The organism is Actinoplanes regularis, from assembly GCF_900188005.1.
Lineage (GTDB): Bacteria > Actinomycetota > Actinomycetes > Mycobacteriales > Micromonosporaceae > Actinoplanes > Actinoplanes regularis.
In genome coordinates, this window is the sequence record NZ_FZNR01000012.1 from 121231 (window position 1) to 145214 (window position 23984).

The following is a 23984-nucleotide window of genomic DNA, read 5'->3' on the forward strand; positions in this document are numbered from 1 at the left end:
TCGGCCGCCGGGCGGAGCGGGGTTGCTCCGCCCGGCGGGTCAGCGCCGGATCAGGACCAGCCGGTCCCGACGACCCAGCTCACGTCGTCGGCGAAGAGGCTGGTGGCGTCCCAGGTGTGTACGCCGCCCTGGCTGGCGATGTAGCCGGTGTTGTTGTAGTGCCGGAGGTAGCGGGTCGGATAGTTGAACGAGCGCAGCGCGTTGCCCTGGCCGTTGAGGCCGGACTGCGGGCAGAACGTGGCGTCCTGCCTGAACAGCGTGCTGTTGTCGTTGGCGTTCAGGTACAGCTGGAAGCCGTTGTGCCGCAGGTAGCTCCCGGCGGTGTCCTTCGACTCGAAGGAGACGCAGCCGCTGTTGGCCAGGCCGGACCGGACGACGAAGGTCGACTGCCCCTTCAGGGCCGCCGTACTCGACGACGTGACGACCTGCGTGTTCACGGCCGTACCGGAGTGGGCGAGGTAGCGGGTGGTGCAGCAGGCGGTGGTGGCCCGCAGCGAGACCGACGAGCCGACGGTGAGCGCCGGGCCGCTGGTCAGCGACGTGGTGGCGTAACCGGCGGCGGTGATGTTCGCCTGGACCGCGTTCTCGGTGGCGTCCGACGGGTAGCCGGAGGTCATCACGCCCTCGTAGAACGTGCCCTGCGCGCTGACGCTGTTGTCGCCGCCGATGCCGAGGATGATCGCGCCCTCCTTGTGCATCGGGTTGTAGCCGGACTTGTTCGGCCGTACCCCGCTGTAGAACGTGGACAGCGAGCCGGACTGGGCGTTGCCGCCGCGGATCGCCCACAGGTTCGGGCCGCCCTTGACCACCGCGGTGAGGAACCGGTGGGTGATGGTCGGGTCGCCGGAGTTGTTGCCGGCGTTGTAGCCGGAGAACAGCCCGTTCTCCAGGTCGGCCATGATCCACGGGCCGCTGCCGGCGCCGGTGCCCCAGCCGGTGCTGGTCCCGAAGTAGATGGCCTCCATGTGACCGTTGCCGGTGTCCAGGCTGCTGGTTTCGGCGTTTCCGTAGTCGAAGCAGCAGCCGCCGTTGTAGTGGGTGCCGTCGAAGATCGCGTACATGCCCTGGGGCTGGTCGCCGGTCGCGATCCCGCTGGTGCTGTTGTCGCGGTAGCCGGTGCCGGGCGAGACCCACACGCCGTACGCCTTGTGGCCGCCGACGGTGACCGGGGCGCCCGTCGCGCCGGCCAGGTTGTCGTAGCCGTTGGCCTCCGGGCCCTGGAAGCCGCCGGGCGGGGCCTGGGTCAGGTGGTTGCCGCGGCCGGACTGGTCGTAGATGACCGTGATCAGGCAGGTCGTTCCGGCGCAGAAACTGTCCTGGGTGGCGGCGTTGGCGACGCCGCCCGCGCTCAGCGGCGCGATGTTGGTGGTGGCCCCGTCGGAGCCACGTCTGACCTGGTAGAGCGAGCCGGTGTAGGCACCGTAGAGCGCCCGGGTGGTGCTGTGCGCGGCGACGCACGGGGTGCCGCCGGAGGCGTAGAGGTCGCAGGGGCCGGTGACGGCCGCCTGCGAGACGCCGGCGTTGACCAGGGCACCGGCGACGACGGCGCCCAGGACGGCGACGCCCGAGATGACACCGCGCGTTCGTAGCTGCATGGCGAGACCTTTCTGTCGGACTGCCTCCGCTGTTAGCGCTAACAAAGGACCCGATGATGAGGGCTTCGAGAGTCACATCGGGATGTGTTACCGCTCACAGCCGGTACGCCGCCGATTGAAACACCGTCGCAACAGGACTGTCAACGCATCGATATCCGTGGTTGCCTTGCCGGGCGGGCCGACCGCATCCTGGCCGAAGCGGATGCGTCGACGGTCTCGAGACGGGCCTGGCCGCCGGCCGACGCGGCCTCAGGCCCGCGCTGGTCCGTACTTCTCGCGCAGCAGATCCAGATCCTTCTGGTTGGCCACCCACTCGCGGACCGAGCCGCACTGAAGACAGATCAGGCGCACGAACTCGACGGTCTTGAAGATGCTGACAGCAACGCCGCTGCGCAGGTACCCGTCCTTCATGCCGCCTTCGAGCCTGATGATCTGATCACTTTGACAGTACGGACACAGGCCGAGGTTGTTGTTGTCCATGGACGGATGGTCCCACCTGCCGTCCACGGCCCGGCGAAAGATCCACTGAGCACCGCCGGAGGCGCCTCGCCGCCGGATCGGCGAGGCGCCCCTGGCGGCTCGGAGGCTCAGGCGGAGGCCGGCTCCGGGGCCGGGCGCCACTGCTCGGAGCCGAACACCTCGTACCGGATGCGCTCGTCCGGCACGCCGCGACGGTGCAGGCCGGCGCGGACCGCCTGCATGAACGGCACCGGGCCGCAGAGGTAGAAGTCGGCGCCGTCCGGCAGCGGGATCTCGTCGGTGTCGATCAGGCCGGTGCGGGCGTCCGGCTCGGCGCCGGGCTGCTCGTACCAGGTGAGGCTGTTGAAGGAGCGCAGGCGGGAGCCGTGCGCGGCGATCTCGGCCCGCAGCGGATGCCGGTCGGGGCCGCGGTCGGCGTGCACCACGGTCACCTCGCGGCCCGGCTGGGTGCGTGAGACGTGGTCCAGGATCGACGCCATCGGCGTGACGCCGACCCCGGCGCTGATCAGGACCAGGGGCTCCGCGTCGTCGCGGAGCGTCAGGTCGCCGTACGGCTGGCTCAGGCGCAGTTTGTCGCCCACGTCGACGTGGTCGTGAAGGAAGCCGGAGACGATGCCGTCCGGCGCGCCGGCGACGCCGCGGATCCGGCGCACGGTGATCCGCAGGGAGCCGGCCGCCGGCGCCTGGGAGAGCGAGTACTGCCGCAGCTGACGGTCCCCGCCGGGCAGTTCGGCGGCGACGGTGACGTACTGACCGGGCAGGAAGGCGGGGGCGGGGTCGCCGTCGACCGGGGTGAGGATGAACGAGACCGTGTCGTCCGCCTCGGTGATCTTGTTCAGCACCAGGTAGTCGCGCCACGGGTCGGCGCCGTCGGCCACACCGGCCGCGCCGTAGATCCGTGCCTCACGGCCGATCAGGCGGGCGGCGAACAGCCAGTACACCTCGTCCCAGGCGGCCGCGATCTCCGGGGTGACCGCGTCGCCGAGCACGGTTCCCACCGCGCGCATCAGGTATCGGCCGACCAGCGTGTACTCCTCCGGCCGGACGCCGAGGGCGCAGTGGCGGTGCGCGATGCGCTCCACGACGTGCTCGATGAAGGCGGCGTCCGGTCCGGCGCCGATCAGGTGCCCGGCGAAGGCGGCCACCGCGCTGGCCAGGGCCTGCCGCTGCGCGCCGGTCGCCTGGGCGCTGCGGTTGAACAGCTGCAGCAGCTCCGGGTTCTCGCCGAGCATCGTCTCGTAAAAGACGCTGGTGATGGCGTCGAGGTTGGCGCCGACGACCGGCAGCGTGGCCGCCACGATCGGGGTGCTGGTTGCGGACAACATGGTTCCTCCTTGAGGGGTTGGAGCGCTCAGCGGGGGCCGATGCTGAGCAGCACCTGGCGCGTCGGCGGCTCGGCCAGATCACCGACGGTGATCGGGTCGAGGGTCGCGTAGAAGGCCTCCTGCGCCCGGCGGAGCGCGCCGCGCAGCCTGCAGCCGGAGCGCAGCGGGCAGGGCGATTCGCCGTCGCAGTCGACGACCTCGGTGGCGCCTTCCAGGTCCCGGACCAGGGCGCCGATCGAGGTGGTGTGCGCGCCGGCGGCGAGGCGGACGCCGCCGTGCCGGCCACGGACGGTCTCCAGCAGCCCGAGATGCTGCAGCCGCTGGACCACCTTGGCGAGGTGGTTGCGGGGTACCGCGAGGGATTCGGCCAGCTCGTCGATGGTGAGCAGGTCGGTGCGGGTGGCACCCAGCATGAGGACGCGGAGTCCGAGGTCCGTGGATCGGTTGAGTCGCACGATCCGACTCTAGCTAAAACAGGTATTTGAGATACCTGTTTATGCGGAAGATCACCCGCGAGCCGGGTGATCCTGCGGCGCCCCACCCGGCTCGGGGTTCGTACCCACGCAAGCTCAGCGGGCGGCCCCGGTTCCGGCCACGTCGGTGACCCGGCTCCTGGTGGAGTGGGCACTCAGCAGCCGGCCCTGGACCCGGCCCCGCCGGCCGCGCTGCGCCTCGTGCCAGTCCCGCCAGGACGGACCCTCCTGGCGGCCGGTCACCAGGAGCCGGAAGTCCTCGTAGGCACTGCCGGAGTCCTTGTCGAACAGGTATCCCCCGGCGACCAGGATCGTCGCGATCGCCTCGCGCATCGCCTCCGACACCGCGGCGCTGTACCGCAGGGCCGGGCCGTCCCGCTGCAACCGGGCGAGCTCCTCGCGGACGACCAGGTTCAGCGCGTGGTGTGTGTTCCACTGGACGTTCACACCGGTGTTCCCGGCGTCGACCCACACGCTGACGCCCGCTCCGGTGAGCGCGGACAGGCTGTTGGGGATCAGCTCCAGGCCGGCGGTGGCCAGATCCTCCTGGATGCTCCGGGCGAGTAGTTCAAGTTTCCACTGAGAGTCCGACACTCGTCCATAATGCCCTATTTGTCGACGTCAGACCGGCAACGGCGGGCGCTCCGGGAGTGTGAAGGATTCACCGTACGGCCGCACTCACCAGGTCGGTGACCCGCTCCTCCGCGGCGGGGGTCAGCTCGGTCAGGGCGAACACCGTCGGCCACATCTCGCCGTCGTCGAGCTTCGCGGCATCATTGAAGCCGAGCGTCGCGTACCGCGTCTTGAACTTCGCCGCCGGCTGGAAGAAACAGACGATCTTTCCGTTCTTCGCGTACGACGGCATCCCGTACCACAGCTTCGGGTTGAGTTCCGGCGCGGCGGCCATGACGATCACGTGCAGCCGTTCGGCCATCCGCCGGTCCGGCTCCGCCATCTCGGCGATCTTCGCCAGTACGTCCGCCGAACCGTCCACAGCGGGACGCGAACCGCGGCGTGCGGCCTTCACCTCACTGGCACGCTCCTTCATCGCGGCGCGTTCCTCGTCGGTGAACAGCTGGGTCGTGTCGCTCATTTTGGATCTCCTTCTCCGGTTGGCTGGGATAAATCCTCGCCCGCCCCGCGGTACGCGCACATCCGTGGTCACCACGGAACGCGGCACGGACGACGGTCCCGGACACCGCTGGGTCAGCGGAGTTGACCGGCGGCGAGGCCGGACTGGAACTGGCGATGGAAGATCAGGTAGGCGGCGAGCACCGGAAGCATCGCGATGGTCATGCCGGCGAACAGGCCGCTGAAGTCGCCGCGGTAGCCCTCGTTCACCGCGAGCGCGGTCAGCCCCTGGGCCAGGACCCACTTGCGCTCCGCGTCCTCGCCCTGCATGAGGACGATCGGCAGGACGTACTGGTTCCACTGGAACAGGAAGTTGAAGATGCCGACGCTGATCAGTCCCGGACGCGCCATCGGCAGCATGACGCGGAAGAAGAGCCGGAAATGCCCGCAGCCGTCGACCATCGCGGCCTCGGCGACCGAGCTGGGCAGCGTACGGAAGAAGGCGGTCAGGAAGAAGACCGTGAACGGCAGCGAGTAGGCGGCGTAGACCAGGGTCAGGCCGGGCAGGGTGCCGAGCAGGCCCAGATCGCGGACCACGAAGAAGAGCGGCACTAGCGCCAGGAAGACCGGGAACATCATGCCGCCGACGAACGCGAAGTAAACGATCCGGCCGCCGCGGAACCGGTAGCGGGCCAGGACGTACGCGGCCATCGCGCCGAACAGCATGGTGACGGCCAACGCGCCGGTGACCACGATGGCGCTGTTCAGGAAGTACCGGCCGATGTGGGCCTCGCCCCAGGCCCGGGCCCAGTTCTCCCAGCGCAGCCTCGACGGGAGGCTCCACGGGTCGGTGAGGATCTCGTTGTCGCTCTTGAACGAGCTGAGCACCGCCCAGACCAGGGGCAGCGTGGTGAGCAGCGCCCAGACCACCAGGAAGGCGTGGGAGAGGAGCGGGACGGCGCGGTCCTTCACAACTCCACCCGATCGCGCCGCGTCACCCGCAGGAACATCACGGCCACGGTGAGGGTCAGGAAGAACATCGCGACGCCGATCGCGGACGCGTAGCCGAACTGGCCGTCGGCGAACGCGGTCTTGTAGAGGCGCAGGCCGACCACGTCCGAGGACGAGTTCGGCCCACCGTCGGTGATGATCTGCACGATCGCGAACCCGTCGATCGCGATGATCGCCAGGTACACCCAGGCCACCTGGATGGTGTCCCAGAGCAGCGGCACGGTGATCCGGACCAGGGTGGTACGCCGGCCGGCGCCGTCGAGCAGCGCCGCCTCGTAGAGATCGCGGGGCACCGACTGCATGGCCGCGCCGAAGAGGACCACGTAGAAGCCGACGTTCATCCAGACCAGGACGGCCAGTACGCACCAGAACGAGAACCGCGGGTCGCCGAGCCAGGCGACGGCGAGCCCGTCCAGCCCGGCCGCCCGCAGCAGCCCGTTGATCATGCCCGTGTGCGGGGCGTACATCTCCTTCCACAGCACCCCGATGATCGCCACCGAGAGCACCTGCGGGAAGAAGTAGACGACCCGGTAGAAGCCGGCTCCGCGGACGCCGTGGACACCGGCCCGGCCGGCGCGGCCGCCCACGCTGATCATCGAGGCGAAGAAGAGCCCGAGCAGGATCGTCACCACCGGCAGCAGCACGAGCAGCAGCCCGTTGTGCCGCAGCGCGTTCCAGAAGTAGCCGTCGCCGAGCAGCCGGTGGAAGTTGTCCAGGCCGACGAACTCGTACGTCGGTGACAGCCCGCTCCAGTTCGTGCCGGAGATCTGGAACGCCTGCGCGTACGGCGAGACGACGAAGATCCCGTACAGCAGCAGGGGCGGGATCAGGAAGACCGCGATGAACAGCCGTTTTCCGCGCACCTCAGGCCCGCTTGTACTTCTTGACCGCCGGATCGCGGGCGAACTCGTCGGCGGAGCGCTGCACCTGGTCACACCACTGCGCCGCGGTGATCCGCTTGGTGAGCAGTTCCAGGGTCGCCGCGTTGACCCGCTCCCGCTCCAGCTTGCGGTAGTACGTCGAGTACAGCCAGGTGAAGGCACCGCCCTGGGACGCGTCGATCAGGGCGGTCACCGATGTGAGGCCCCCGCTCAGCTTGACGCCGTCGGTCGCGCCGGCGACGGCGGTCAGGCTGCTGACCTTGCCGGTGAAGTCGGCCGCGGCCTTCCTGGAGAGCATCACGCGCAGGTACTCCAGGCCGCCGCGGACGTTCTCCCCCTTGGCCGGGACGATGAACGGCTCGCTGCCGGTGCCACGGAACGCGCCGAACGGCATCTTGTCGCTCGTGGTGAGGCTGGGCGTGGGCGCGACCGCCATCCGGAAGTCGGGCGGGGTGACCGGCTTCTGCTCGTTCTCCAGCCACGATCCGCAGGAGACGAAGGCGGCGTGGCCCCGGCACCACTCGGTCTGCGACTGGACGTGGTCCATGCCCTCGGCGCCCGGCTGGAGGTAGCCGTCGACGGCGAGCTGGTAGTAGGCCTCGGCGGCGGCCTTGACCGCGTCGTGCTGCCAGGCGCCCGGCTCCAGGTTGTCGATCGCCTTGATCACGTCGAGGCCGCCGAGCTTGCCGGCCGCGGTCAGGATCGGCCAGCTCATGTAGCGGGCGTGCACGCCCGGATACGTCCAGGGGGCGATACCGGCCGCCTTGATCTTCTTGCAGAGGGCGATCATGCCGTCCCAGGTCTTCGGGTACTCCCAGCCCCGGGCCTCGAAGAGCTTCTGGGAGTACCAGACGCCGTACGCCGAGTACGCGTAGTTCAGCGCGAGGAACTTCCCGTCGTAGGTGCCGACGTCGACGATCCCGGGCAGCAGCGTGTCCCGGACCTTTCGGGACGGGTCGTCGAGGCTGGGCGCGTCGAGCAGCTCACCGAGGTCGGCCAGGGCGCCCTGGGAGACCAGACCGTTGAAGTCGATCTGACTGCCGCCGGAGTTGTCGACCACGTCGGGCGGGTCACCGGCGACGAACCGGGGTTGCAGCGTCTCGGCGATCTTCTGAGTGGCGGAGTGCTTGATCTCGGCCTTCGGATAGCGCTCCCGGTACATCGCCTCGTGCGCTCTGGCGTATTCCTCGCCGAAGCCGCCGTTGAAGATGACCACCTCCAGCGGCGCGTCCTCCTTGACACCCAGCGGGTTGTTCGCGCTGGTCTCGCCCTTGGCGGCGGCGTTGGAGCCGCTACCGCCCATGGCACAGCCGCTGAGCGCACCGGTGGCGGCGACGCCCGCCGCGCCCTGGAGAAGCCCGCGCCGGCTGATCCGATATTCCATTTCGACTCCCTCAATAGTCCTGTGAGGTGTTGCGGCCGTCGGCGAGGAGCGCGGGATGGGCGGCGGCGAAGGTGTGGGCCAGTGCGCGCCGGGCCACGTCGTTGGTGCCCCAGGCCCGGTCCGGGTGGACCCGGTTGCTGAGCAGGATGAGGAACGACTGGTCGAGCGGGTCGACGACGATCGACGTGCCGGTGAATCCGGTGTGCCCGAAGGTGACCGGCGAGGTCATCGCGTCCATGTACGAGTGGGCGGCGAGCTGGAAGCCGAGGCCCCGCCCGGCGCCGTAGTCGGTCAGCGCCTCCCGGATGGTGTGCTCGGCGAGAATCCGCCGACCGCGGTAGGTGCCGCCGTCGAGCAGCGTCTGGCAGAGCACGGCCAGGTCGTCGGCGGTGGAGAAGACGCCCGCGTGCCCGGCCGCGCCACCGAGGGCCCAGGCGTTCTCGTCGTGCACCTCGCCCCGCACCAGACCGCGGTGCACGTACGGCTGGTACTCGGTGGCGGCGATCCGGTCCCGCAGTTCGGGGCCGGGCCGATAGCCCGTGTCGCGCATGCCGAGCGGGCCGGTGACGCCGTCGCGCACCGCGTCGGGCAGGGATTCGCCGGTGACCCGCTCGACCAGCACGCCGAGCGCGATCAGTCCGAGGTCGGAGTAGACGTACCGCCCGCCGGCGGTGACCGGTGTGGCCAGGGCGGCCGCGAGCCGCGTCTCGGGGGTCGGATACGTGGAGTAGAGCGGCAGGAACGCGGGCAGTCCGGAGGTGTGGGTGAGCAGCTGCCGGGGTGTCACCGACTCCTTGCCGCCCGCGGCGAACTCCGGGACGTACCGGGCGACCGGCGCGTCCAGGTCGACCCGGCCGGCCTCGACCTGCTGGAGCAGCACGATCGTGGTGAACAGTTTGGAGATCGAGGCGAGGTCCCACAGGGTGTCGGTGCGGGCCGGGACCCGCCGCCGCGGCGGAAGCTCGGCGATCCCGTCCGGTCCGGCGGTGTAGCGGACCGCGTCACCGACCGCGAAGCGGGACACCACGATGCCGTGGTGGGCGGCGAGGACCGTGGCACCCGCGTACGCCGGGTGGCCGGGGTGGTCCGGGGTGGCTTCCAGGTACGACGCGGCGAGGCTGGGCAGTTCGGCGATCCGGTCCGGCAGCAGGCCGGCTTCGCGCGCGGTGCCGGGGCGCAGCTCGTCGTGCCGGAACCGGAGGTCGGCCGGCGGCGGCACCGGTGGCCCGGCGGTGAGGCAGACGACCGCCCCGGCCAGCACGGGAAGCCACGATCCGAACATCTACACCTCTCCATGCGTCAATTCGTATGAGAATGAATGTTTCCTTCAGGAGTTGCAAGAGGAGCGAAGGTTATTGCCAACGCAGGGCGGCCCGACTACCTTCGGCCAGCATGCGAACGCGCCCTGTCGCCCTTGCCGCTCTCGCCGCAGTGGCCCTCGTGGCACCCGCGGCCCCGGCCGCCGCCGCACCGCATGAATCGTCTCCGATCGATGCGATCCTGGCCCGGATGACCCTGCCGCAGAAGGTCGGTCAGCTGTTCACCGCCTACGTCTACGGCAACGACGCGAACACTCCGTCACCCGCTGACGCTGCCATGAACCGCCGCCAGTACGGCGTGGACACGCCCGCCGAGGTCGTCCAGAAGTACCACCTGGGTGGTGTCGTCTACTTCGCCTGGACGAACAGCCTGCAGAACCCACGCCAGATCGCTACCCTCAGCAACGGCCTGCAGGCCGCCTCCTCCGGTGTCCCGCTGACCATCTCCACCGACCAGGAGCACGGCGTGGTGTCCCGGATGCCGGCACCCGCCACCCAGTTCCCCGGCGGAATGGCGCTCGGCGCGGGCCGGAACCCGGCCGACGCCTACCGGACCGGGCGGGTCACCGGCACGGAACTGCGCGCGGTCGGCATCAACCAGGCCTGGGCGCCGGTCGCCGACGTCAACGTGAACCCGGCCAACCCCGTCATCGGGGTCCGCTCCTTCGGCAGTGACCCGGGCCTGGTCGCCGCGCTCACCGCGAGCCAGGTGCTGGGTTTCCAGCACGGCGCGAACACGTCGGCCGCGGCCAAGCACTTCCCCGGGCACGGTGACACCGCCACCGACAGCCACACCGGCCTGCCGGTGATCTCACACAGCCGCGAGGAGTGGCGGCGCGTCGACGCGCCGCCGTTCCGGGCCGCGATCGCGGCCGGCGTCGACGCCATCATGAGCGCCCACATCGTGGTGCCCGCGCTCGACCCGGCCGGCGACCCGGCCACCCTGTCCCGGCCGATCATCACCGGCCTGCTGCGCGGCGAGCTCGGCTACCGCGGCGTGATCGTCACCGACTCCCTCGAGATGGCCGCCGTACGGCAGAAGTACGGCGACGACCGGGTGCCGGTGCTGGCCCTCAAGGCCGGCGTCGACATGCTGCTGATGCCGCAGAACATGCAGGTGGCGTACGACAGCGTGCTCGGCGCGGTCGCCTCCGGGGAACTCACCGAGGCCCGCGTCGACGAATCGGTGCGCCGGATCCTCACCCTCAAGCAGAAACACGGCCTGCTCACCTGGACGCCCGTCGACCCGGCCACCGCCGAACGCTCGGTCGGCTCACCCGAGCATCTGCGCGTCGCCCAGGCCGTCACCGACCACACCGTCACCGCGGTCCGCAACGACGCCGGGCTGCTCCCCTGGTCCGGCGCCGGGGAGAAGATACTGGTCACCGGGTGGAACTCGAGCGCCACCAACAACGTCGCGGCGCTCGCCGGGGCGCTCGGCGCCACCCCGCTGGTGACCAACCTGCCGGACGACCAGAAGATCGCCGAGGCGGTGGCGGCGGCGTCCACGCGGGACCTCACGGTGGTGCTCACCAACAGGGCCGGCGACACCACGGTCACCGATCCGGGTGCCCGGCAGCAAAAGCTGGTCAAGGCGCTGGTGGCGACCGGTAGACCGGTCGTGGTGGTGGCGGTTCGCGATCCGTACGACCTCGCGTACCTGCCGGGTGTCAGCACCTACCTGGCCACCTACGGCTACACGGGGGTGTCGATGCGATCACTGGCCAGGGTCCTGCGCGGGGACGCGCCGCCACGCGGCAGGCTGCCCGTCGCGATTCCCGGGCTCTATCCGTACGGCCATGGACTGAGCTGGTGAACCGGCGCAGCCTGCTGGCCACCGGCGGCCTGGCCCTCGCCGCACCGATCGCCCCGGCAACCCGCCCGGCCGTACGGACCGGCATGGACCGGCTCGCCGCGGACGGCTGGGCCGCCGTCAAGGGTGAGCGCGTCGGCGTCGTCTCCAACCCGACCGGCGTGGACCGTGAATACCGGCACCTGGTCGACCGGATGCACGCCGACGGGGTGACCATCGGCGGCGTCTTCGGCCCGGAGCATGGATTCCGCGGCTCGGCGCAGGCCGGCGGCAGCGAGGGCACCGGCACCGACGCCCGCACCGGACTGACCGTCTACGACGCCTACCTCGCCACCCAGGAGAAGTGGGAGCGGATGTTCACCGCGGCCGGGGTGCGCACGGTCGTCTTCGACCTCCAGGACGTCGGAGCGCGCTTCTACACCTACATCTACACGCTGTACGACTCGATGGCCGCAGCCGCCCGGCTGGGCCTGCGCTACCTGGTCCTGGACCGGCCCAACCCGACCGGCGGGCGCGCGTACGGCCCGATGATGACCGACGGCTACACCTCCGGGGTCGGCCGGCTGAAGATCGTTCAGCAGCACGGGATGACGATCGGCGAGCTCGCCCGCTTCTACAACGGCGAGTTCCTCTCCACCGGGGTAAACCTCGAGGTGATCACCTGCCGGGGCTGGCACGGGCGGCTCACCGCGCACGACCTCGACCTGCCATGGGTGCTGCCCAGCCCGAACATGCCCACCCCGGACACCGCGCTGGTCTACCCCGGCACCGGCATGTTCGAGGGGGTGTCCGCGCTCTCCGAGGGCCGGGGCACCACCCGGCCGTTCGAGCTGATCGGCGGGCCGGACTTCGACTACCGCTGGCGCGACCGGGTGGCGGCGCTGGACCTGGCCGGGGTGGAGTTCCGGGAGGCGTACTTCACGCCGACGTTCGGCAAGTTCACCGGGCAGCTGTGCGCCGGGGTCGAGGTGAAGGTGACCGACCCGGCCGCCTACGACCCGATCCGCACGGCGGTCGGCATGCTGGTCGAGGCCCGGCGGGAACCCGCGTTCACCTGGCGGGTGGACGGCACCAGGTACTGGATCGACCTGCTCACCGGGTCGCCGCGGCTGCGCACGATGGTCGACGCCGGCGCCTGCGCCGACGACGTGACCGGAGCGTGGGCGGGGGAACTGGCCGCGTTCGAGCGGCGCCGCCGGCCGTACCTGCTCTACCCCCGGCCGGGGAAATGAGGACTGCCGGTCAGCCGGGTGTGCACCACCGGCGGCACGGGGGCGCCGGTGAACCGGCCGACGGCGAGGGCGGCCGCACCTGCGGCGCCGTCGCGCGCCGGCCGGGGCTCGGTGCCGGTGCGCGCCAGCAAGCCGGCGCGCACCACCCGGCTGACCGGCCCGGAACTGAGCAGCACCGACCCGGCCAGCACCACGGTCGCGGCGGGCGGGGGCTCGACACTGTCGAAAGTGTGCAGCAGCCGGTCGGCGGCCGCCGCGCAGATCCGCCCGGCCACCGGATCGCCCGCCTCGGCCGCGGTGCTGACGAACGGCGCCAGCCGGCCGAGCGCGGCGGGCGGGACGGCGAAGGTCGCCGCGATCAACGCCTGCGCACGGCTCTCCGAAGTGTCCGCGCCGACCTCGAAGTGCCGGGAGAACTCCGCCACCAGGGTCGTCGGCTCGCCCCGGCCGTCGAGAGCGGCCAGGACCGCGCGCAGCGCCCCCACCCCGATCCAGACCGCGGAACCCTCGTCGCCCAGCAGCCAGCCGTAGCCGTCGCAGCGACGCCGCAGCACGCCGTCGCCGAACCGGGCGGCCAGCGCGCCGGTGCCGGAGAGCAGCAGCACCCCGTCCGGCTCGGCGGTGCCGGCCGCGTACGCGACCTCGATGTCGGTCACCGTCACCAGCTCGCCGCTGATCCCCGCCGCCCGCCAGGCCCGCTCGGCGGCCGCCCGGAACGCGGTTCGGCCGGCGCCGGCCGAACCGGCCGCGCCGACGACCCCCAACCCCACTTCGTCCGTACGATCGATCGTGTCCAGCGCCGCGGCCAACGCCGCCCGCAGCGCCGCGCTCACCTCACCGCCGCTGCTGTTGCGGTTCGCCCCACCGGCCACACCCCGGCCCACCACCTCGCCGTCGAGGGCCGCGACCACACACCGCGTGGTCGTGGCACCCGCGTCGACTCCGACCACCAACGCCGCGCTCACAGGTGAACAATATTGACCAGCGACGCCGAGCCAAGGGAACCCTCCGCCATGTCGGGCCTTCCAGTCGAAACGGTCGTCAGAGCACGTGCCCTGCTGCCGTCCCTCTCCCCCGCCGAACAGCGGGTGGCCCAGGTCATCATCGACGAGGCGGCCACCGCGGCCCGGCTCACCATCACCGAACTCGCCGAGCGCGCCCGCTCCAGCGAGACCACGGTGATCCGGTTCTGCCGGGCGATGGGCTTCGCCGGCTACCCCGGACTGCGGCTCGCGCTCGCCGCCGAGGCCGGCCGCGCGTCCTCGTCGGACGACGCGGACCCGCCGGTGAGCAGCGACATCAGCGAGAGTGACGACCTCGACCAGGTGGTCAAGAAGATCGCCTTCGCGGACGCCCGGGCGGTCGAGGAGACCGCCTCCCAGATCGACGTCGCGGTCCTCGAACAGGTGGTCGACGTAGTCGCCGGCGCCCGGCGGGTGGACATCTACGGTGTCGGCGCGAGCGCGTTCGTGGCCGCCGACTTCCAGCAGAAGCTGCACCGCATCGGCCGGATCTCGTACGCGTGGAGCGACATGCACCTGGCCCTGACCAGCGCCGCCCTGCTCGACGAGCGGGACGTGGCGTTCGGCATCTCGCACACCGGCACCACCGTCGACACCATCGAGGCGTTCGCCCAAGCGGGGCGCAACGGTGCCCGGACCGTCGCGCTGACCAACTTCCCCAGGTCACCGATCACCCGCGTCGCCGACCTGGTGCTGACCACCGCGGCCCGGGAGACCACGTTCCGCTCCGGCGCGACAGCCAGCCGGCTCGCCCAGCTCACCGTCATCGACTGCGTGTTCGTCGGCGTCGCCCAGCGCACCTACCAGCAGACCCGGGTCGCGCTCGACGCCACCTACGCCGCCGTCAGCGGACGGCGCGTGCGCACGGACCGGAGGCGCGGATGAAGCCCGCAGACGAGGCGCTCGTCAACGGACGCCGCATGCGGACCGACCGGAGGCGCGGATGAAGCCCGCAGACGAGGCGCTCGTCAACGGACGCCGCATGCGGACCGACCGGAGGCGCGGGTGAGGCCCGTGGACGAGGCGCCGCTGTCGCGGACCGAGCAACGCAACCCGCGCAGCGCCACGATCGACCGGATGTCCACGCCGGAGCTCCTGCACCTGATCAACGCCGAGGACCGGGAGGTGCCGGACGCGGTCGCCGGCGTGCTGCCGGAGCTGGCCGTCGCCGTCGACCTGGCCGTGACGGCGCTGGGCGGCGGGTGCCGGGTGCACTACTTCGGCGCCGGGACGTCCGGGCGGATCGCGGTGCTCGACGCGGCCGAGCTGATCCCCACGTTCGGGTTGGAGGCCGGTCGGGTGGTGGCGCATCTCGCGGGCGGGCCGGCGGCGCTCACCCGCTCGTCGGAGGCGGCCGAGGACGACGAGAGCGCCGGCGCCTCGGCCGGCGGCGAGGTCGACCCGGGCGACCTCGCGGTCGGGGTCACGGCGAGCGGGCGGACGCCGTACGTCCGGGCCGCGCTGAGCGCCGCCCGGGCCCGCGGCGCGGCAACCGTCCTGGTCTCGGCGAATCCGGCGTCCCCGATCGCGGCCGGGGTGGACGTGCACGTCGCGCCGGACACCGGGCCCGAGGTCGTCACCGGCTCCACCCGGATGAAGGCCGGCACCGCCCAGAAGCTGGTCCTCAACGCGTTCTCGACGGCGACGATGGTCCGGCTCGGCCGCACCTACTCGAACCTGATGACCGACATGCTGGCCGTCAACGCCAAGCTGCGCGACCGCCAGCTGCGCATCCTGGCCGAGGCCACCGGCGCCGACCCGGACCGCTGCCGCGCGGCCCTGCTGGCGGCCGGCGGCGACGCGAAGATCGCGGTCGTCTCCCTCATCGCCGGGGCCACCGTCGAGGCCGCCACCCGCGCCCTTACCGAGACCGACGGCCACGTCCACCGCGCCCTACGCCTCCTGCCCTGACGGCTACGAGCCGGAACACCGTCGGCGGCCGGCCGATTCGATCAGGGCTGCAGCCGCTTGCTGAAGAAGTGCTTCGTGGTTCCGCCCGGCATGCCCGGCAGCCGCCCGACCTCCTCATAGCCGCACTTCAGGTAGAAGCCAGGCGCCTGGAAGGACATGGTGGAGAGGACCACCCGGTCACACCCGCGCCGCCGGATCTCGGCCTCCGCGGCGGCCAACAGCCGCGCGCCCAGGCCCTGACCGCGATGCTCCCGCGAGAGCCAGAGCGACTCGATCCCGCCGCAACCGCCCCAGGTGTACCCGACGATCCCGCCGATGAGCGCACCGTCGTCGCCGAGGGCCCGGATGGAGAGCTGGGTTTCGTCGTCGGAGGCGATGGCCGCCTCGTTGATGCGGTCCAGCTCGTCGGAGAGCAGCTGCCGCAAGCCGGGGTCGTCCCGCCCGGTGGACATCGAGATCATGCCGGAATCCTGCCGAACTCCACCGCCGACGGCATCCGCATTACGCCCCGGGGAACGAGAATGGGCGCGGCCCACGCCACACCGGACTCGGTAGGGGGCGAGACTCAGGGCCGGGCGAGCATCCCGGTCACCAGGCGCAGTTCGGCGTCGGAGAGCCCGCCGGGTTTGCGCACGGCGAACTCCCCGTCACAGATCAGCACGTCATCGTCGCCGACCCAGCGGACGGGACTGTCCAGGAGCTGCCGGGCCACCCCGGCCGCCGCGGCGCCCGCCGCCCCGTTACCGACGGTGAGCAGGGCTTCGGCGACCATCTCGACCGCCGAGGGCGGCGCGTCGGCGTCACCGAGCGCGGGAAGGGCGACCAACAGCCGCTGCGGCGTGGTCGCGAGCCGGCTGAACTCCGCCCAGGACAGGCCGGGACCGTACCCGTGCCCCGCCCGGGCGGCGATCGAGATGGCCCGCCCGGGCGCCAGGACCACGTAGTCGTCCCCGCCCTCGCTGTCGGGCCCATGCCAGATGATCTCCACGAACCGATCGGAGATCGGGATGACCGGCCACCCGCCGGACTCCCGGATCTCGTCGTCGAACGCGTTCGTGTCGTGGTCGCCGTCGAAGAGCTCCCCGATCATCTCCGGGTCCGCACAGCCGTCGAACATGGCGGCCCAGAACACACTGCGGGTCAGCAGCGCGCTGCCGTCGGTGAGGACGCTCGCCAGAACACCGTCATATCGGCGCACGTAATCGGTCGCCTGCCCGTCGGTCAACATCAGGCTCAGCTTAAGCCAGCGGCCCCGCAGGAGTCGGCGATCACCAGGACGGCGAGGCAGGTCGTACCGGAGCGGAGGTCAATCGGCGGGCGGAACGCCCGAAGCCCGGCAGCAACCGCTCGGTGACCGACCGCCCGGCCGCCAGCTGTGCCGCGTAGCGGCGCCGGCGCTCCGCGAGGACCGCGGCGAGGAAGAAGTACGGCGGCGTGCCCGGCGGCGGGGGCGGCGACACCCGGGCGCCGACCTCCTCGGTCAGCATCCGCTCGAGTACGCCGCGGTGCGGCTCGCGCAGCTCGCCGGCGCGGGACAGGAACTGCCGCATCCGCGCCGCCAGCTCGTCGTCGACCGCCGACAGGTCGGTGACGGCCGCCCAGGAGGCGAGGGCGGCGGGCATCAGTGGGACGAACCGGAACGGCGCCGGCCGCCGCTCGTGCACGACCAGGGTCCCGGCCGCCAGGTCGCCGATGCGCCGGCCGTTCTCCGAGAAGAGCATCACGGTCAGGGCGACGGCCCAGGTCAGGAACGGTAGCAGCAGGCCGGGCCACTCGATCGTGAAACCGATCAGCGCCCGGGTGAAGGCGTGCCGGGCCCTGATCGGGCCGCCGTCCTCACGGATGACCCGCAGTCCCATCGCGGACTTCCCGGGGCTGCGGCCGTTGGTCCGGGTCTCGACGATCGTCGGGTAACCGATCATGACGAGCACGATCACGCTCCGGACCACCACCGCGACCAGGGCGTCGTCCACGATGCTCTCCGGCAGGATCAACAGGATGATCCGGGCGACGATCACCAGACCGAAGGCGACCACGGCCTGGACCAGGATGTCGATCCCCAGGGCGATCGCGCGGGAGCCGAGCCGGGCCGGCCGCAAATCGAGAGCTACCGCCTCAGCGGTGACCAGATCCGAAGCAGCAGCGTTCACCCGCACAGTGAACACCACCGGGGCTCAACCCAGAACACCGCGTCCACTACGCTTCCGGGGCAACGAACGGCGGGGGCGGAAGAATGATGGATCTCGACGCGTATCTGGCGGAACGCGGAGGCGAGTGGCACCGGCTCGAGGTGCTGGCGAGCCGGCCGAAACTGCGGAGCCCGGCCGAGATCGACGAGCTGGTCGTGCTCTACCAGCGGGCGGCGACGCACCTGTCGGTGCTGCGCAGCCGAAACCCGGACCCGGTGATGCTGGCCGACCTGTCGCGCCTGGTGCTGGCCGGCCGGGCCGCCGTCACCCGCAGCAACGGCGGCGGTCTCTCCTGGCGGCCCCTCGCCGAGTTCTTCGCCTACCGCCTGCCCGGCGCGCTGTACCGGACCCGCCGCTGGTGGGGCACGATCGCCGTGCTGGTGGTCGCGGCCACGACGGCCCTGACCTGGTACCTGGCCGGTAACCCGGACACACTCGCGCTGTTCGCCGACGACGCGACCATCGACAAGGTGGTCGGCAAGGAGTTCGTCGGCTACTACAGCGAGTACCAGGCGCAGAACTTCGCCCTGCAGGTGTGGACCAACAACGCGCTGCTCACCGCCCAGTGCCTGGCCTCCGGCGTGCTCATCCTGCCGGTGTTCTACCTGCTCTGGGAGAACCTGCTCAACACCGGCGTGGTCGCCGCGATGATGGTCAGCCGCGACGCCGGCGACACCCTGCTGATCTACCTGGCACCGCACGGCCTCCTGGAGATCACCTGCCTGTTCGTCGGAGCCGGGGTGGGTCTGCGGATCGGCTGGTCGTGGATCGCGCCGGGCCCGCTGCAGAGCCGGCGGCAGTCACTGGTCGCCTGGGTCCGGGAGGGCATGGTGGTCGCGGTCGGCATGGCGGCGGCCCTGGCGATCGCCGGTTTCCTGGAGGGCTTCGTGACCCCGTCGGCGCTGCCGGCGCCGGTCCGGGTCGGCATCGGCGCCGTCGTCTGGCTCGGCTTCCTCTCCTACGCCCTGCTCTGGGGCCGCGAGGCGAACGAGCGGCGGCCGGTCGGTCCGGACAGCGCCGACCTCCCGACCGCCTGAAGAGCAGTTCACATTCATTTCCCGGTACGACCTGTGGGGCCCCGTGACCAGGCCTCGCGGCCGAGCCCCGTGCCGGTCCCGCGCGGCGTCGCCGCCACCGCGGGCCGCGGCGCGCCTTACAGCCCGCCGGTCGCCTTGAGCAGCAGGTAGACGTCCGCGACCCGGCTGGCGAAGGTGTCCGCGTCCGCGTCCACCACGGTCGCCCCGGAACGGTCCAGCACGTCACGCACCCGGTCCCGCTCGAACAGCACCCGCTCGGCGGCCGCCGCCGTGTGCACGTCCCCCGCCCTGGCCTTCACCGGCAGGGACGCCATCCGGGCCACCGCGGGGTCCCGGACGCCGGCCACGATCACCTTGTGCCGGGCGGCGAGCCGCGGCAGCACCGGCAGCAGCCCTTCGATCATCGGCGCGGTGTCCAGGGCGGTGAAGATGACGACCAGGGCACGCTTCCGGTCCCGGCGCAGCAGCTCCCGGCCCAGCAGCGAGAAGTCCGTCTCGACCAGCGCCGGTTCGAGCGATGCCATCGCGTCGATCAGCCGGGGTAGCTGCACCCGGTGTCCGCCGCCCTCGACCCGGGTCCGCACCGCGGCGTCCAGGGCGAGCAGGTCCACCCGGTCGTCGGCGCGGGCGGCCAGCACCGACAGCAGCAGGGCCGCGTCGATCGTCGCGTCCAGCCGGGGCGCGTCACCGACCCGGACCGCCGAGGTGCGCCCGGTGTCCAGCACGCAGTACACCCGCCGGTCGCGCTCCGGCCGCCAGGTACGCACGACCACGTCGTTGTGGCGGGCGCTGGCCCGCCAGTCGATCGACCGCACGTCGTCGCCGATGACGTACTCGCGCAGCACGTCGAACTCGGTCCCGTGCCCGCGGCCCCGTGCCACCACGCTGCCGTCGAGCACGCGGATCCGGGCCAGCTTCTCCGGCAGGATCCGCCGGGACGGGAAACGCGGCAGCACCCGCAGCGTCCACGGCGGGGTGACCTTCTCGTTCCAGCCCTGACGGCGCTGCCGGTAGGCGAGTCCGAGCGGCCCGCGCGAGCGCGGCGTGACCCGCGCCGCGAGCCGGTCCCCGTGCCGGGTCGGCGTCAGCGTGGTCGTGACCGTCTCCGAGGCGCCCGGCTCCAGCTCCAGCTCGTGCCGCGTCGATCCGGCCCCGGCCGACGGGACCCAGCTGTCGCGCAGGCTGAGCCGGACCAGCCGTCCGGACGTGTTGGTCACGGTCAGCACGGTCGTGGCGGTGTTGCCGAGCCAGACCGTACGGTCGCCGTCACGGCTGAGCCGCAGCCCGTCCAGCGGTCCCGCGATGATCAGGTCGATCAGCGCGAGCACACTCACGACCAGCAGCACCCCGCCGACGGCGAGCCACGGCGCGGGCAGCAGCGCCGGCAGTGGCAGGCCGATCGCGAGCAGGACGGCGAAACGCCTGGTGATCATCAGCGCGGCGCCGGCACCGCGGTCAGGACCGTGGCCAGCACCGACTCGACGGTGACCCCGTCCAGTTCGGCGTCGGCGCGCAGCCGGACCCGGTGCCGCAGGGTCGGCAGGGTGTAGCCCTTCACGTCATCCGGCACCACGTAGTCGCGCCCGTTCAGCCAGGCGTGCGCCTTGGCGACGGCGAGCAGGGCGGTCGCGCCGCGCGGGGAGGCACCCAGCTCCAGGGCCGGGGCGACCCGGGTGGCCCGGCACAGGTCCACGATGTAGGCGAGCACCTCGTCGCTGACCTGAACACGCTGCACGGCGGCGCGCCCGGCGGCCAGGTCGGCGGCGCCGGCGACCGGGGTGACCCCGGCGGCCTTGAGGTCGCGCGGGTCGAATCCGTTGTGGTGGGCGCGCAGCACGTTCAGTTCGGCGTCGCGCTCCGGCAGCGGAACGCTCAGCTTGAGCAGGAACCGGTCGAGCTGCGCCTCCGGCAGCGGGTACGTTCCCTCGTACTCGATCGGGTTCTGGGTCGCGGCGACCAGGAACGGCTGCGGCAGCGGCCGGGGCGTGCCGTCCACGCTGACCTGGCGTTCCTCCATCGCCTCGAGGAGCGACGCCTGGGTCTTCGGCGGCGTACGGTTGATCTCGTCGGCGAGCAGCAGGTTGGTGAAGACCGGCCCGGCGCGGAAGTTGAACGCGGCGCTGCGCGCGTCGTAGACCAGCGAGCCGGTGACGTCACCGGGCATCAGGTCGGGGGTGAACTGCACCCGCTTGGTGTCCAGGTCCAGGGCGGTGGCCAGGGCGCGCACCAGCAGCGTCTTGGCCACGCCGGGCACGCCCTCGAGGAGCACGTGGCCGCCGCAGAGCAGCGCCACGACAACGCCTCCAACGACCGCGTCCTGGCCGACGACGGCCTTGCCGACCTCGGTGCGCAGCCGGCCCAGGGCGAGGCGGGCTTCTTGGGCGTCGGGGGTCACGACTGGTCTCCTTCAAATCCGGTGATCTCGCGTACCAGGTTCTGTACGGCTTCGGCGGCCGAGACCAGCTCGGCGTCCTTGTCGGGGTAGGAGTCGGCGAGGATCTCGCGCACCTCGTCCACGTCGCGCCCGGCGTGCTCGGCGAGGTCGGCGAGGGTGGCGTCGGCCGGCAGGCCGAGGTGGGCGGTGATCCGCCGGCGGGCCGCGGCGCGCAGGACGTCCAGCGAGGCGTCCCGGGCCCGGGCCCGCTGGTAGAGACGGGCGTGCCCGAGCATGGTCTCGTTCGCCGGGACCCGCGACGGCAGCGGTTCGGTGACCGGGGCGCCGAGTCGCCGCGCGGCCGCGACGGCCAGCGCCAGCAGGGCGAGCGCGAGCAGGGCGAGGGTCGCCCAGAGCGCGGACGGGAACGCCTCGGCGAGCGGGTTCGGCTCGCTCTGGCTCTGCGGCCGCTCGCGGGGCTCGCGGGTGATCTCGATCGGGCTGGCCGACTCCGACGCCGATTCGGAGATGGTCGGCAGGGTCTGCGGCGGGATGGTCGGGGGCTGGGTGGTGGTGGGCGACGTGGTGGGCAGCGTCTCCCGGTGGTGCACGTCGAGCCAGACCACCCGGGAGGTCTGCGAGAGCAGGCCGGTGGCGAGGGCGGCGTTGCCGTGCTCGCCGCCGCGGTCGTTGCGGAACGGGTCCTCGGCCCCGACCACGGTGATCGTGACGCCGTCCTGGGCGACGGTCAGCAGGGAGCCGTCGTAGCAGGACGACGTGTTGACGGGGGTGTAACGCAGCCTGGCCACGGCGGCCGGGCCGGCGGCGGTCGCCACCGGGTCGGCGCAGCCCGGGCCGGTGACGGCGGTCGTCCACCGGTCGCCGCGTTGATCGATCGGCCAGTGGGTCGTGTTGATCGCCACGCTGGTCGGTGCGACCACGACGACCCGGGTGCCGGCGGGCAGCGCGGCGAACCGGCTCAGTCGCTCGACGTCGGCCAGCTCAGGCGTGGTGACGAACAGGGTGGCGGCCGGACCGCCGCTGTTCATCGAGGCCAGCGCGTCGGTCGTGGAGGTTTCCCGGGTCACGGTCACGCCCTGCCCCCGCAGCCGGTCGGCGAGTTGGCGGCCGCCGATGCCGGCGCTGCTGACCGGGGAGAGGAATTCCGCGTCGTCGGCATCCGGCCGCTCGACGGCGTGCACGATCAGGGTGCCGGTGACCAGGGTGAGCAGGACGGCGAACGGGATCGCCACGCGCAGCCAGCGCCGGTCGCGCTTGGGCCTGGTCTTCGTGGTGGCGGGAGCCGGCTCGGACAGGGTGGTCGTCACCGCGGCCCTCCCTGCGGTCGAGTGAGAGCGGCACGGATCTCGGCGGTGAGCGTACGCATCCGGTCGTCGTGCCCGGACGACGCCTCCCGCCGCCCGTACCAGATCTCCGAGAAGATCTCGGTGGCACCGCCCAGCGGCGCCCCGACGGCCGGGCGTCGCGCGCTGGCGTCCACGGTCAGCTCGGCGGGGGTGGTGCCGGGCTGCGGCGTGATCACGCCGGCCCGGGTGAGAACGATGACGGTCTCCCGCAGCCGCTCCCGGATCGCCTCGGCGTACCGGCCCTCGGCCGCGAGCCGGTCGGCCAGCGACAGGCTTTCCCGTGGCCCGACCGGTTCGAGATCGGCGACAACGGGCTCCGGAACGACCGCTGCGGGTTCCTTCCCGACCTTCGGCTTGCGGCGCCGGCGCAGCAGCCGTCGCCAATCGATCCGCAGGCGAGGGAACCGGAGGCGTGGGAGGCGGAACCGCGGGAACCGGAACCTCAGCCGCGGCATCCTCAACCGGCGTACCCTCCACCGGGGCAGCCGGCGCGGCACCCAGGCCGGGAACCAGTACCAGAGCGCCGCGACCAGCCCGGTCACCGCGATCAGGATCAGCAGCACGGTCTGCGCGGACAGCAGGTCGAAGAGTTTGCCGACGAGTTCGTCGTAGGTCCGGGTCATCGGGCGGCCACCAGCGTCGCCGCCTCGTCCTCACCATGTGCCCGGCTGCGGTTCAGCGCGATGTCCAGCCCTTCAGTGCGGATCCGTACCTCGACCAGCAGCACCGCGTCCAGGCAGGCCAGCGCCGCGTAGGCGGCGGTGTTCGCCAGTCCCCAGGCGGCCGGGATCGCCCAGGCCAGCCAGGCGGCCCCGTCCACGTTCACGGTCAGCAGTCGGGCGACCATGATCCAGCCGAAGCCCAGCCCGACCCGGATCCCCAGCCAGGTCAGATAACCCACGATCCGGATCCGGCCGACGCGCATGCCGCCACGTCCGGCGAGCCGGACGGCGCGTAGCACCGCCAGGACCGGGTTACCGACCCGGTCCATCGCCAGCACCGGCGTGACCAGCCCGGTCAACGCGAACAGCGCGATCAGCCCGACCCCGCCGAAGTAGGCGGCGGGCCACGCCAGCGCGCCCAGCAGGACCGCGATCAGCAGCGCCCGCCCCAGCCGGACCCGGCGGAACAGCTCCCGGTGCCGGACCGTGACCCCCAGCAGCGCCGGCCCGGCGGCCGCCCCGGCGAACGCCCCGAGCAGGGTGATGATCCCGACCTCGATCGCCAGCCCGGTCGCGGTGATCCGCCACCACTCGCCGAGGACCCACTCGTCAGGCTGGTAGAACGGCGGGTACAGCGGAACCGCCGCCCGTAGCCGGCTGAGCAGCACCTGTTCCCCCGCCGCCAGCACCGCCGCCATGATCAGCAGCGGCAGCGCACGCTGCCGTAACAGTGCCACCGCACTGTCCAGCGACTCCCCCGCGGTCGTCGCCCGCAACGGCAGGATCGCCGTTTGCCGGCGCGATCCCGCCGCTTCTCCCCGCATGGCGGGCATCCTAG

At 72.0% G+C, this 23984-nt stretch carries 24 protein-coding genes; 5 read left to right on the forward strand and 19 right to left on the reverse strand.

Annotation, left to right across the window (positions count from 1 at the left end):
* Nucleotides 1–50 precede the first annotated feature (50 nt).
* From CHC09_RS27965 to CHC09_RS28010, 10 genes are all read right to left on the reverse strand, one after another.
* Nucleotides 51–1595, reverse strand: coding sequence for an alpha-L-arabinofuranosidase B (locus CHC09_RS27965; RefSeq protein ID WP_089296200.1), 1545 nt, complete (start codon nt 1593–1595; stop codon nt 51–53).
* Between the two features lie 249 nt (nt 1596–1844).
* Nucleotides 1845–2075 carry a hypothetical protein gene (locus CHC09_RS27970; RefSeq protein WP_089296325.1) on the reverse strand — a complete coding sequence of 77 codons (231 nt, stop codon included), beginning with the start codon at nt 2073–2075 and terminating at the stop codon, nt 1845–1847.
* Between the two features lie 107 nt (nt 2076–2182).
* Nucleotides 2183–3400, reverse strand: a complete 1218-nt coding sequence (locus CHC09_RS27975) for a globin domain-containing protein (RefSeq protein ID WP_089296201.1) — start codon at nt 3398–3400, stop codon at nt 2183–2185.
* 26 nt (nt 3401–3426) lie between these two features.
* Nucleotides 3427–3855 carry an RrF2 family transcriptional regulator gene (locus tag CHC09_RS27980; protein WP_089296202.1) on the reverse strand — a complete coding sequence of 143 codons (429 nt, stop codon included), beginning with the start codon at nt 3853–3855 and terminating at the stop codon, nt 3427–3429.
* A 114-nt stretch (nt 3856–3969) separates the two neighbouring features.
* On the reverse strand, nt 3970–4467 hold the full coding sequence (locus CHC09_RS27985; RefSeq protein ID WP_089296203.1) for a hypothetical protein: 498 nt from the start codon (nt 4465–4467) through the stop codon (nt 3970–3972).
* A 67-nt stretch (nt 4468–4534) separates the two neighbouring features.
* Entirely contained in the window at nt 4535–4966 is a 432-nt protein-coding gene (locus CHC09_RS27990; RefSeq protein WP_089296204.1) for an iron chaperone, read from the reverse strand.
* A gap of 113 nt (nt 4967–5079) precedes the next feature.
* A complete protein-coding gene (locus CHC09_RS27995; RefSeq protein WP_089296205.1) occupies nt 5080–5916 on the reverse strand; it encodes a carbohydrate ABC transporter permease in 837 nt (278 codons plus the stop codon).
* On the reverse strand, nt 5913–6818 hold the full coding sequence (locus CHC09_RS28000) for a carbohydrate ABC transporter permease (RefSeq protein WP_089296206.1): 906 nt from the start codon (nt 6816–6818) through the stop codon (nt 5913–5915). Before CHC09_RS28000 ends, CHC09_RS27995 begins: the two co-directional genes overlap by 4 nt.
* 1 nt (nt 6819) lies before the next feature.
* Nucleotides 6820–8220 carry an N-acetylglucosamine/diacetylchitobiose ABC transporter substrate-binding protein gene (gene ngcE, locus CHC09_RS28005; protein WP_179277317.1) on the reverse strand — a complete coding sequence of 467 codons (1401 nt, stop codon included), beginning with the start codon at nt 8218–8220 and terminating at the stop codon, nt 6820–6822.
* A gap of 10 nt (nt 8221–8230) precedes the next feature.
* On the reverse strand, nt 8231–9502 hold the full coding sequence (locus CHC09_RS28010; protein WP_089296207.1) for a serine hydrolase domain-containing protein: 1272 nt from the start codon (nt 9500–9502) through the stop codon (nt 8231–8233).
* A 110-nt stretch (nt 9503–9612) separates the two neighbouring features.
* On the opposite strand from CHC09_RS28010, the gene CHC09_RS28015 reads away from it, so the two are divergent.
* Both CHC09_RS28015 and CHC09_RS28020 read left to right on the forward strand, forming a co-directional pair.
* Nucleotides 9613–11355, forward strand: a complete 1743-nt coding sequence (locus CHC09_RS28015) for a glycoside hydrolase family 3 protein (RefSeq protein WP_089296208.1) — start codon at nt 9613–9615, stop codon at nt 11353–11355.
* A complete protein-coding gene (locus CHC09_RS28020; protein WP_239138530.1) occupies nt 11352–12584 on the forward strand; it encodes an exo-beta-N-acetylmuramidase NamZ family protein in 1233 nt (410 codons plus the stop codon). The genes CHC09_RS28015 and CHC09_RS28020 overlap by 4 nt, the downstream gene beginning before the upstream one ends.
* On the opposite strand, the gene CHC09_RS28025 is transcribed toward CHC09_RS28020, so the two are convergent.
* A complete protein-coding gene (locus tag CHC09_RS28025; RefSeq protein ID WP_203833231.1) occupies nt 12563–13549 on the reverse strand; it encodes an N-acetylglucosamine kinase in 987 nt (328 codons plus the stop codon). The two genes, CHC09_RS28020 and CHC09_RS28025, sit on opposite strands and share 22 nt — an antisense overlap.
* Nucleotides 13550–13561: 12 nt before the next feature.
* Between CHC09_RS28025 and CHC09_RS28030 the strand changes: the two genes are divergently transcribed.
* Together CHC09_RS28030 and murQ are read left to right on the forward strand one after the other, a co-directional pair.
* Nucleotides 13562–14491: a MurR/RpiR family transcriptional regulator gene (locus CHC09_RS28030; protein WP_373871967.1), complete on the forward strand. Its 930-nt coding sequence runs from the start codon at nt 13562–13564 to the stop codon at nt 14489–14491.
* A 120-nt stretch (nt 14492–14611) separates the two neighbouring features.
* The gene (gene murQ / locus CHC09_RS28035; RefSeq protein WP_089296210.1) at nt 14612–15517 is read left to right on the forward strand and encodes an N-acetylmuramic acid 6-phosphate etherase; all 906 of its coding nucleotides are present in this window, start codon (nt 14612–14614) and stop codon (nt 15515–15517) included.
* 41 nt (nt 15518–15558) lie between these two features.
* Here the strand turns inward: murQ and CHC09_RS28040 are convergent, their stop codons facing one another.
* The 3 genes from CHC09_RS28040 to CHC09_RS28050 all read right to left on the reverse strand — a co-directional run bounded on the left by CHC09_RS28040 (nt 15559) and on the right by CHC09_RS28050 (nt 17667).
* Nucleotides 15559–15978 carry a GNAT family N-acetyltransferase gene (locus CHC09_RS28040; RefSeq protein ID WP_089296211.1) on the reverse strand — a complete coding sequence of 140 codons (420 nt, stop codon included), beginning with the start codon at nt 15976–15978 and terminating at the stop codon, nt 15559–15561.
* 104 nt (nt 15979–16082) lie between these two features.
* A complete protein-coding gene (locus CHC09_RS28045) occupies nt 16083–16745 on the reverse strand; it encodes a hypothetical protein (RefSeq protein ID WP_089296212.1) in 663 nt (220 codons plus the stop codon).
* A 40-nt stretch (nt 16746–16785) separates the two neighbouring features.
* Nucleotides 16786–17667, reverse strand: coding sequence for an RDD family protein (locus CHC09_RS28050; RefSeq protein ID WP_239138529.1), 882 nt, complete (start codon nt 17665–17667; stop codon nt 16786–16788).
* Between the two features lie 86 nt (nt 17668–17753).
* On the opposite strand from CHC09_RS28050, the gene CHC09_RS28055 reads away from it, so the two are divergent.
* Nucleotides 17754–18743 (forward strand): stage II sporulation protein M, encoded by a 990-nt coding sequence (locus CHC09_RS28055; RefSeq protein ID WP_089296330.1) that lies wholly within the window; start codon nt 17754–17756, stop codon nt 18741–18743.
* A gap of 116 nt (nt 18744–18859) precedes the next feature.
* Here the strand turns inward: CHC09_RS28055 and CHC09_RS28060 are convergent, their stop codons facing one another.
* From CHC09_RS28060 to CHC09_RS46595, 5 genes are read right to left on the reverse strand one after another with little or no spacing between them, the layout of a single operon-like run.
* The gene (locus CHC09_RS28060; protein ID WP_179277319.1) at nt 18860–20176 is read right to left on the reverse strand and encodes a DUF58 domain-containing protein; all 1317 of its coding nucleotides are present in this window, start codon (nt 20174–20176) and stop codon (nt 18860–18862) included.
* Nucleotides 20176–21138, reverse strand: coding sequence for an AAA family ATPase (locus CHC09_RS28065; protein ID WP_089296213.1), 963 nt, complete (start codon nt 21136–21138; stop codon nt 20176–20178). The genes CHC09_RS28060 and CHC09_RS28065 overlap by 1 nt, the downstream gene beginning before the upstream one ends.
* Entirely contained in the window at nt 21135–22445 is a 1311-nt protein-coding gene (locus CHC09_RS28070; protein WP_089296214.1) for a DUF4350 domain-containing protein, read from the reverse strand. The genes CHC09_RS28065 and CHC09_RS28070 overlap by 4 nt, the downstream gene beginning before the upstream one ends.
* Nucleotides 22442–23107: a DUF4129 domain-containing protein gene (locus CHC09_RS28075; RefSeq protein WP_089296215.1), complete on the reverse strand. Its 666-nt coding sequence runs from the start codon at nt 23105–23107 to the stop codon at nt 22442–22444. Before CHC09_RS28075 ends, CHC09_RS28070 begins: the two co-directional genes overlap by 4 nt.
* Nucleotides 23104–23970 carry a hypothetical protein gene (locus CHC09_RS46595; protein ID WP_089296216.1) on the reverse strand — a complete coding sequence of 289 codons (867 nt, stop codon included), beginning with the start codon at nt 23968–23970 and terminating at the stop codon, nt 23104–23106. The genes CHC09_RS28075 and CHC09_RS46595 overlap by 4 nt, the downstream gene beginning before the upstream one ends.
* Between the last annotated feature and the right edge of the window lie 14 nt (nt 23971–23984).

Coding starts and splice junctions, on each gene's coding strand:
- CHC09_RS27965 (WP_089296200.1), bottom strand. CDS start 1,595: ATGCAGCTACGAACGCGCGGTGTCATCTCGGGCGTCGCCGTCCTGGGC.
- CHC09_RS27970 (WP_089296325.1), bottom strand. CDS start 2,075: ATGGACAACAACAACCTCGGCCTGTGTCCGTACTGTCAAAGTGATCAG.
- CHC09_RS27975 (WP_089296201.1), bottom strand. CDS start 3,400: ATGTTGTCCGCAACCAGCACCCCGATCGTGGCGGCCACGCTGCCGGTC.
- CHC09_RS27990 (WP_089296204.1), bottom strand. CDS start 4,966: ATGAGCGACACGACCCAGCTGTTCACCGACGAGGAACGCGCCGCGATG.
- ngcE (WP_179277317.1), bottom strand. CDS start 8,220: ATGGAATATCGGATCAGCCGGCGCGGGCTTCTCCAGGGCGCGGCGGGC.
- CHC09_RS28010 (WP_089296207.1), bottom strand. CDS start 9,502: ATGTTCGGATCGTGGCTTCCCGTGCTGGCCGGGGCGGTCGTCTGCCTC.
- CHC09_RS28015 (WP_089296208.1), top strand. CDS start 9,613: ATGCGAACGCGCCCTGTCGCCCTTGCCGCTCTCGCCGCAGTGGCCCTC.
- CHC09_RS28040 (WP_089296211.1), bottom strand. CDS start 15,978: ATGATCTCGATGTCCACCGGGCGGGACGACCCCGGCTTGCGGCAGCTG.
- CHC09_RS28045 (WP_089296212.1), bottom strand. CDS start 16,745: ATGTTGACCGACGGGCAGGCGACCGATTACGTGCGCCGATATGACGGT.
- CHC09_RS28055 (WP_089296330.1), top strand. CDS start 17,754: ATGGATCTCGACGCGTATCTGGCGGAACGCGGAGGCGAGTGGCACCGG.
- CHC09_RS28060 (WP_179277319.1), bottom strand. CDS start 20,176: ATGATCACCAGGCGTTTCGCCGTCCTGCTCGCGATCGGCCTGCCACTG.
- CHC09_RS28075 (WP_089296215.1), bottom strand. CDS start 23,107: ATGACCCGGACCTACGACGAACTCGTCGGCAAACTCTTCGACCTGCTG.
- CHC09_RS46595 (WP_089296216.1), bottom strand. CDS start 23,970: ATGCGGGGAGAAGCGGCGGGATCGCGCCGGCAAACGGCGATCCTGCCG.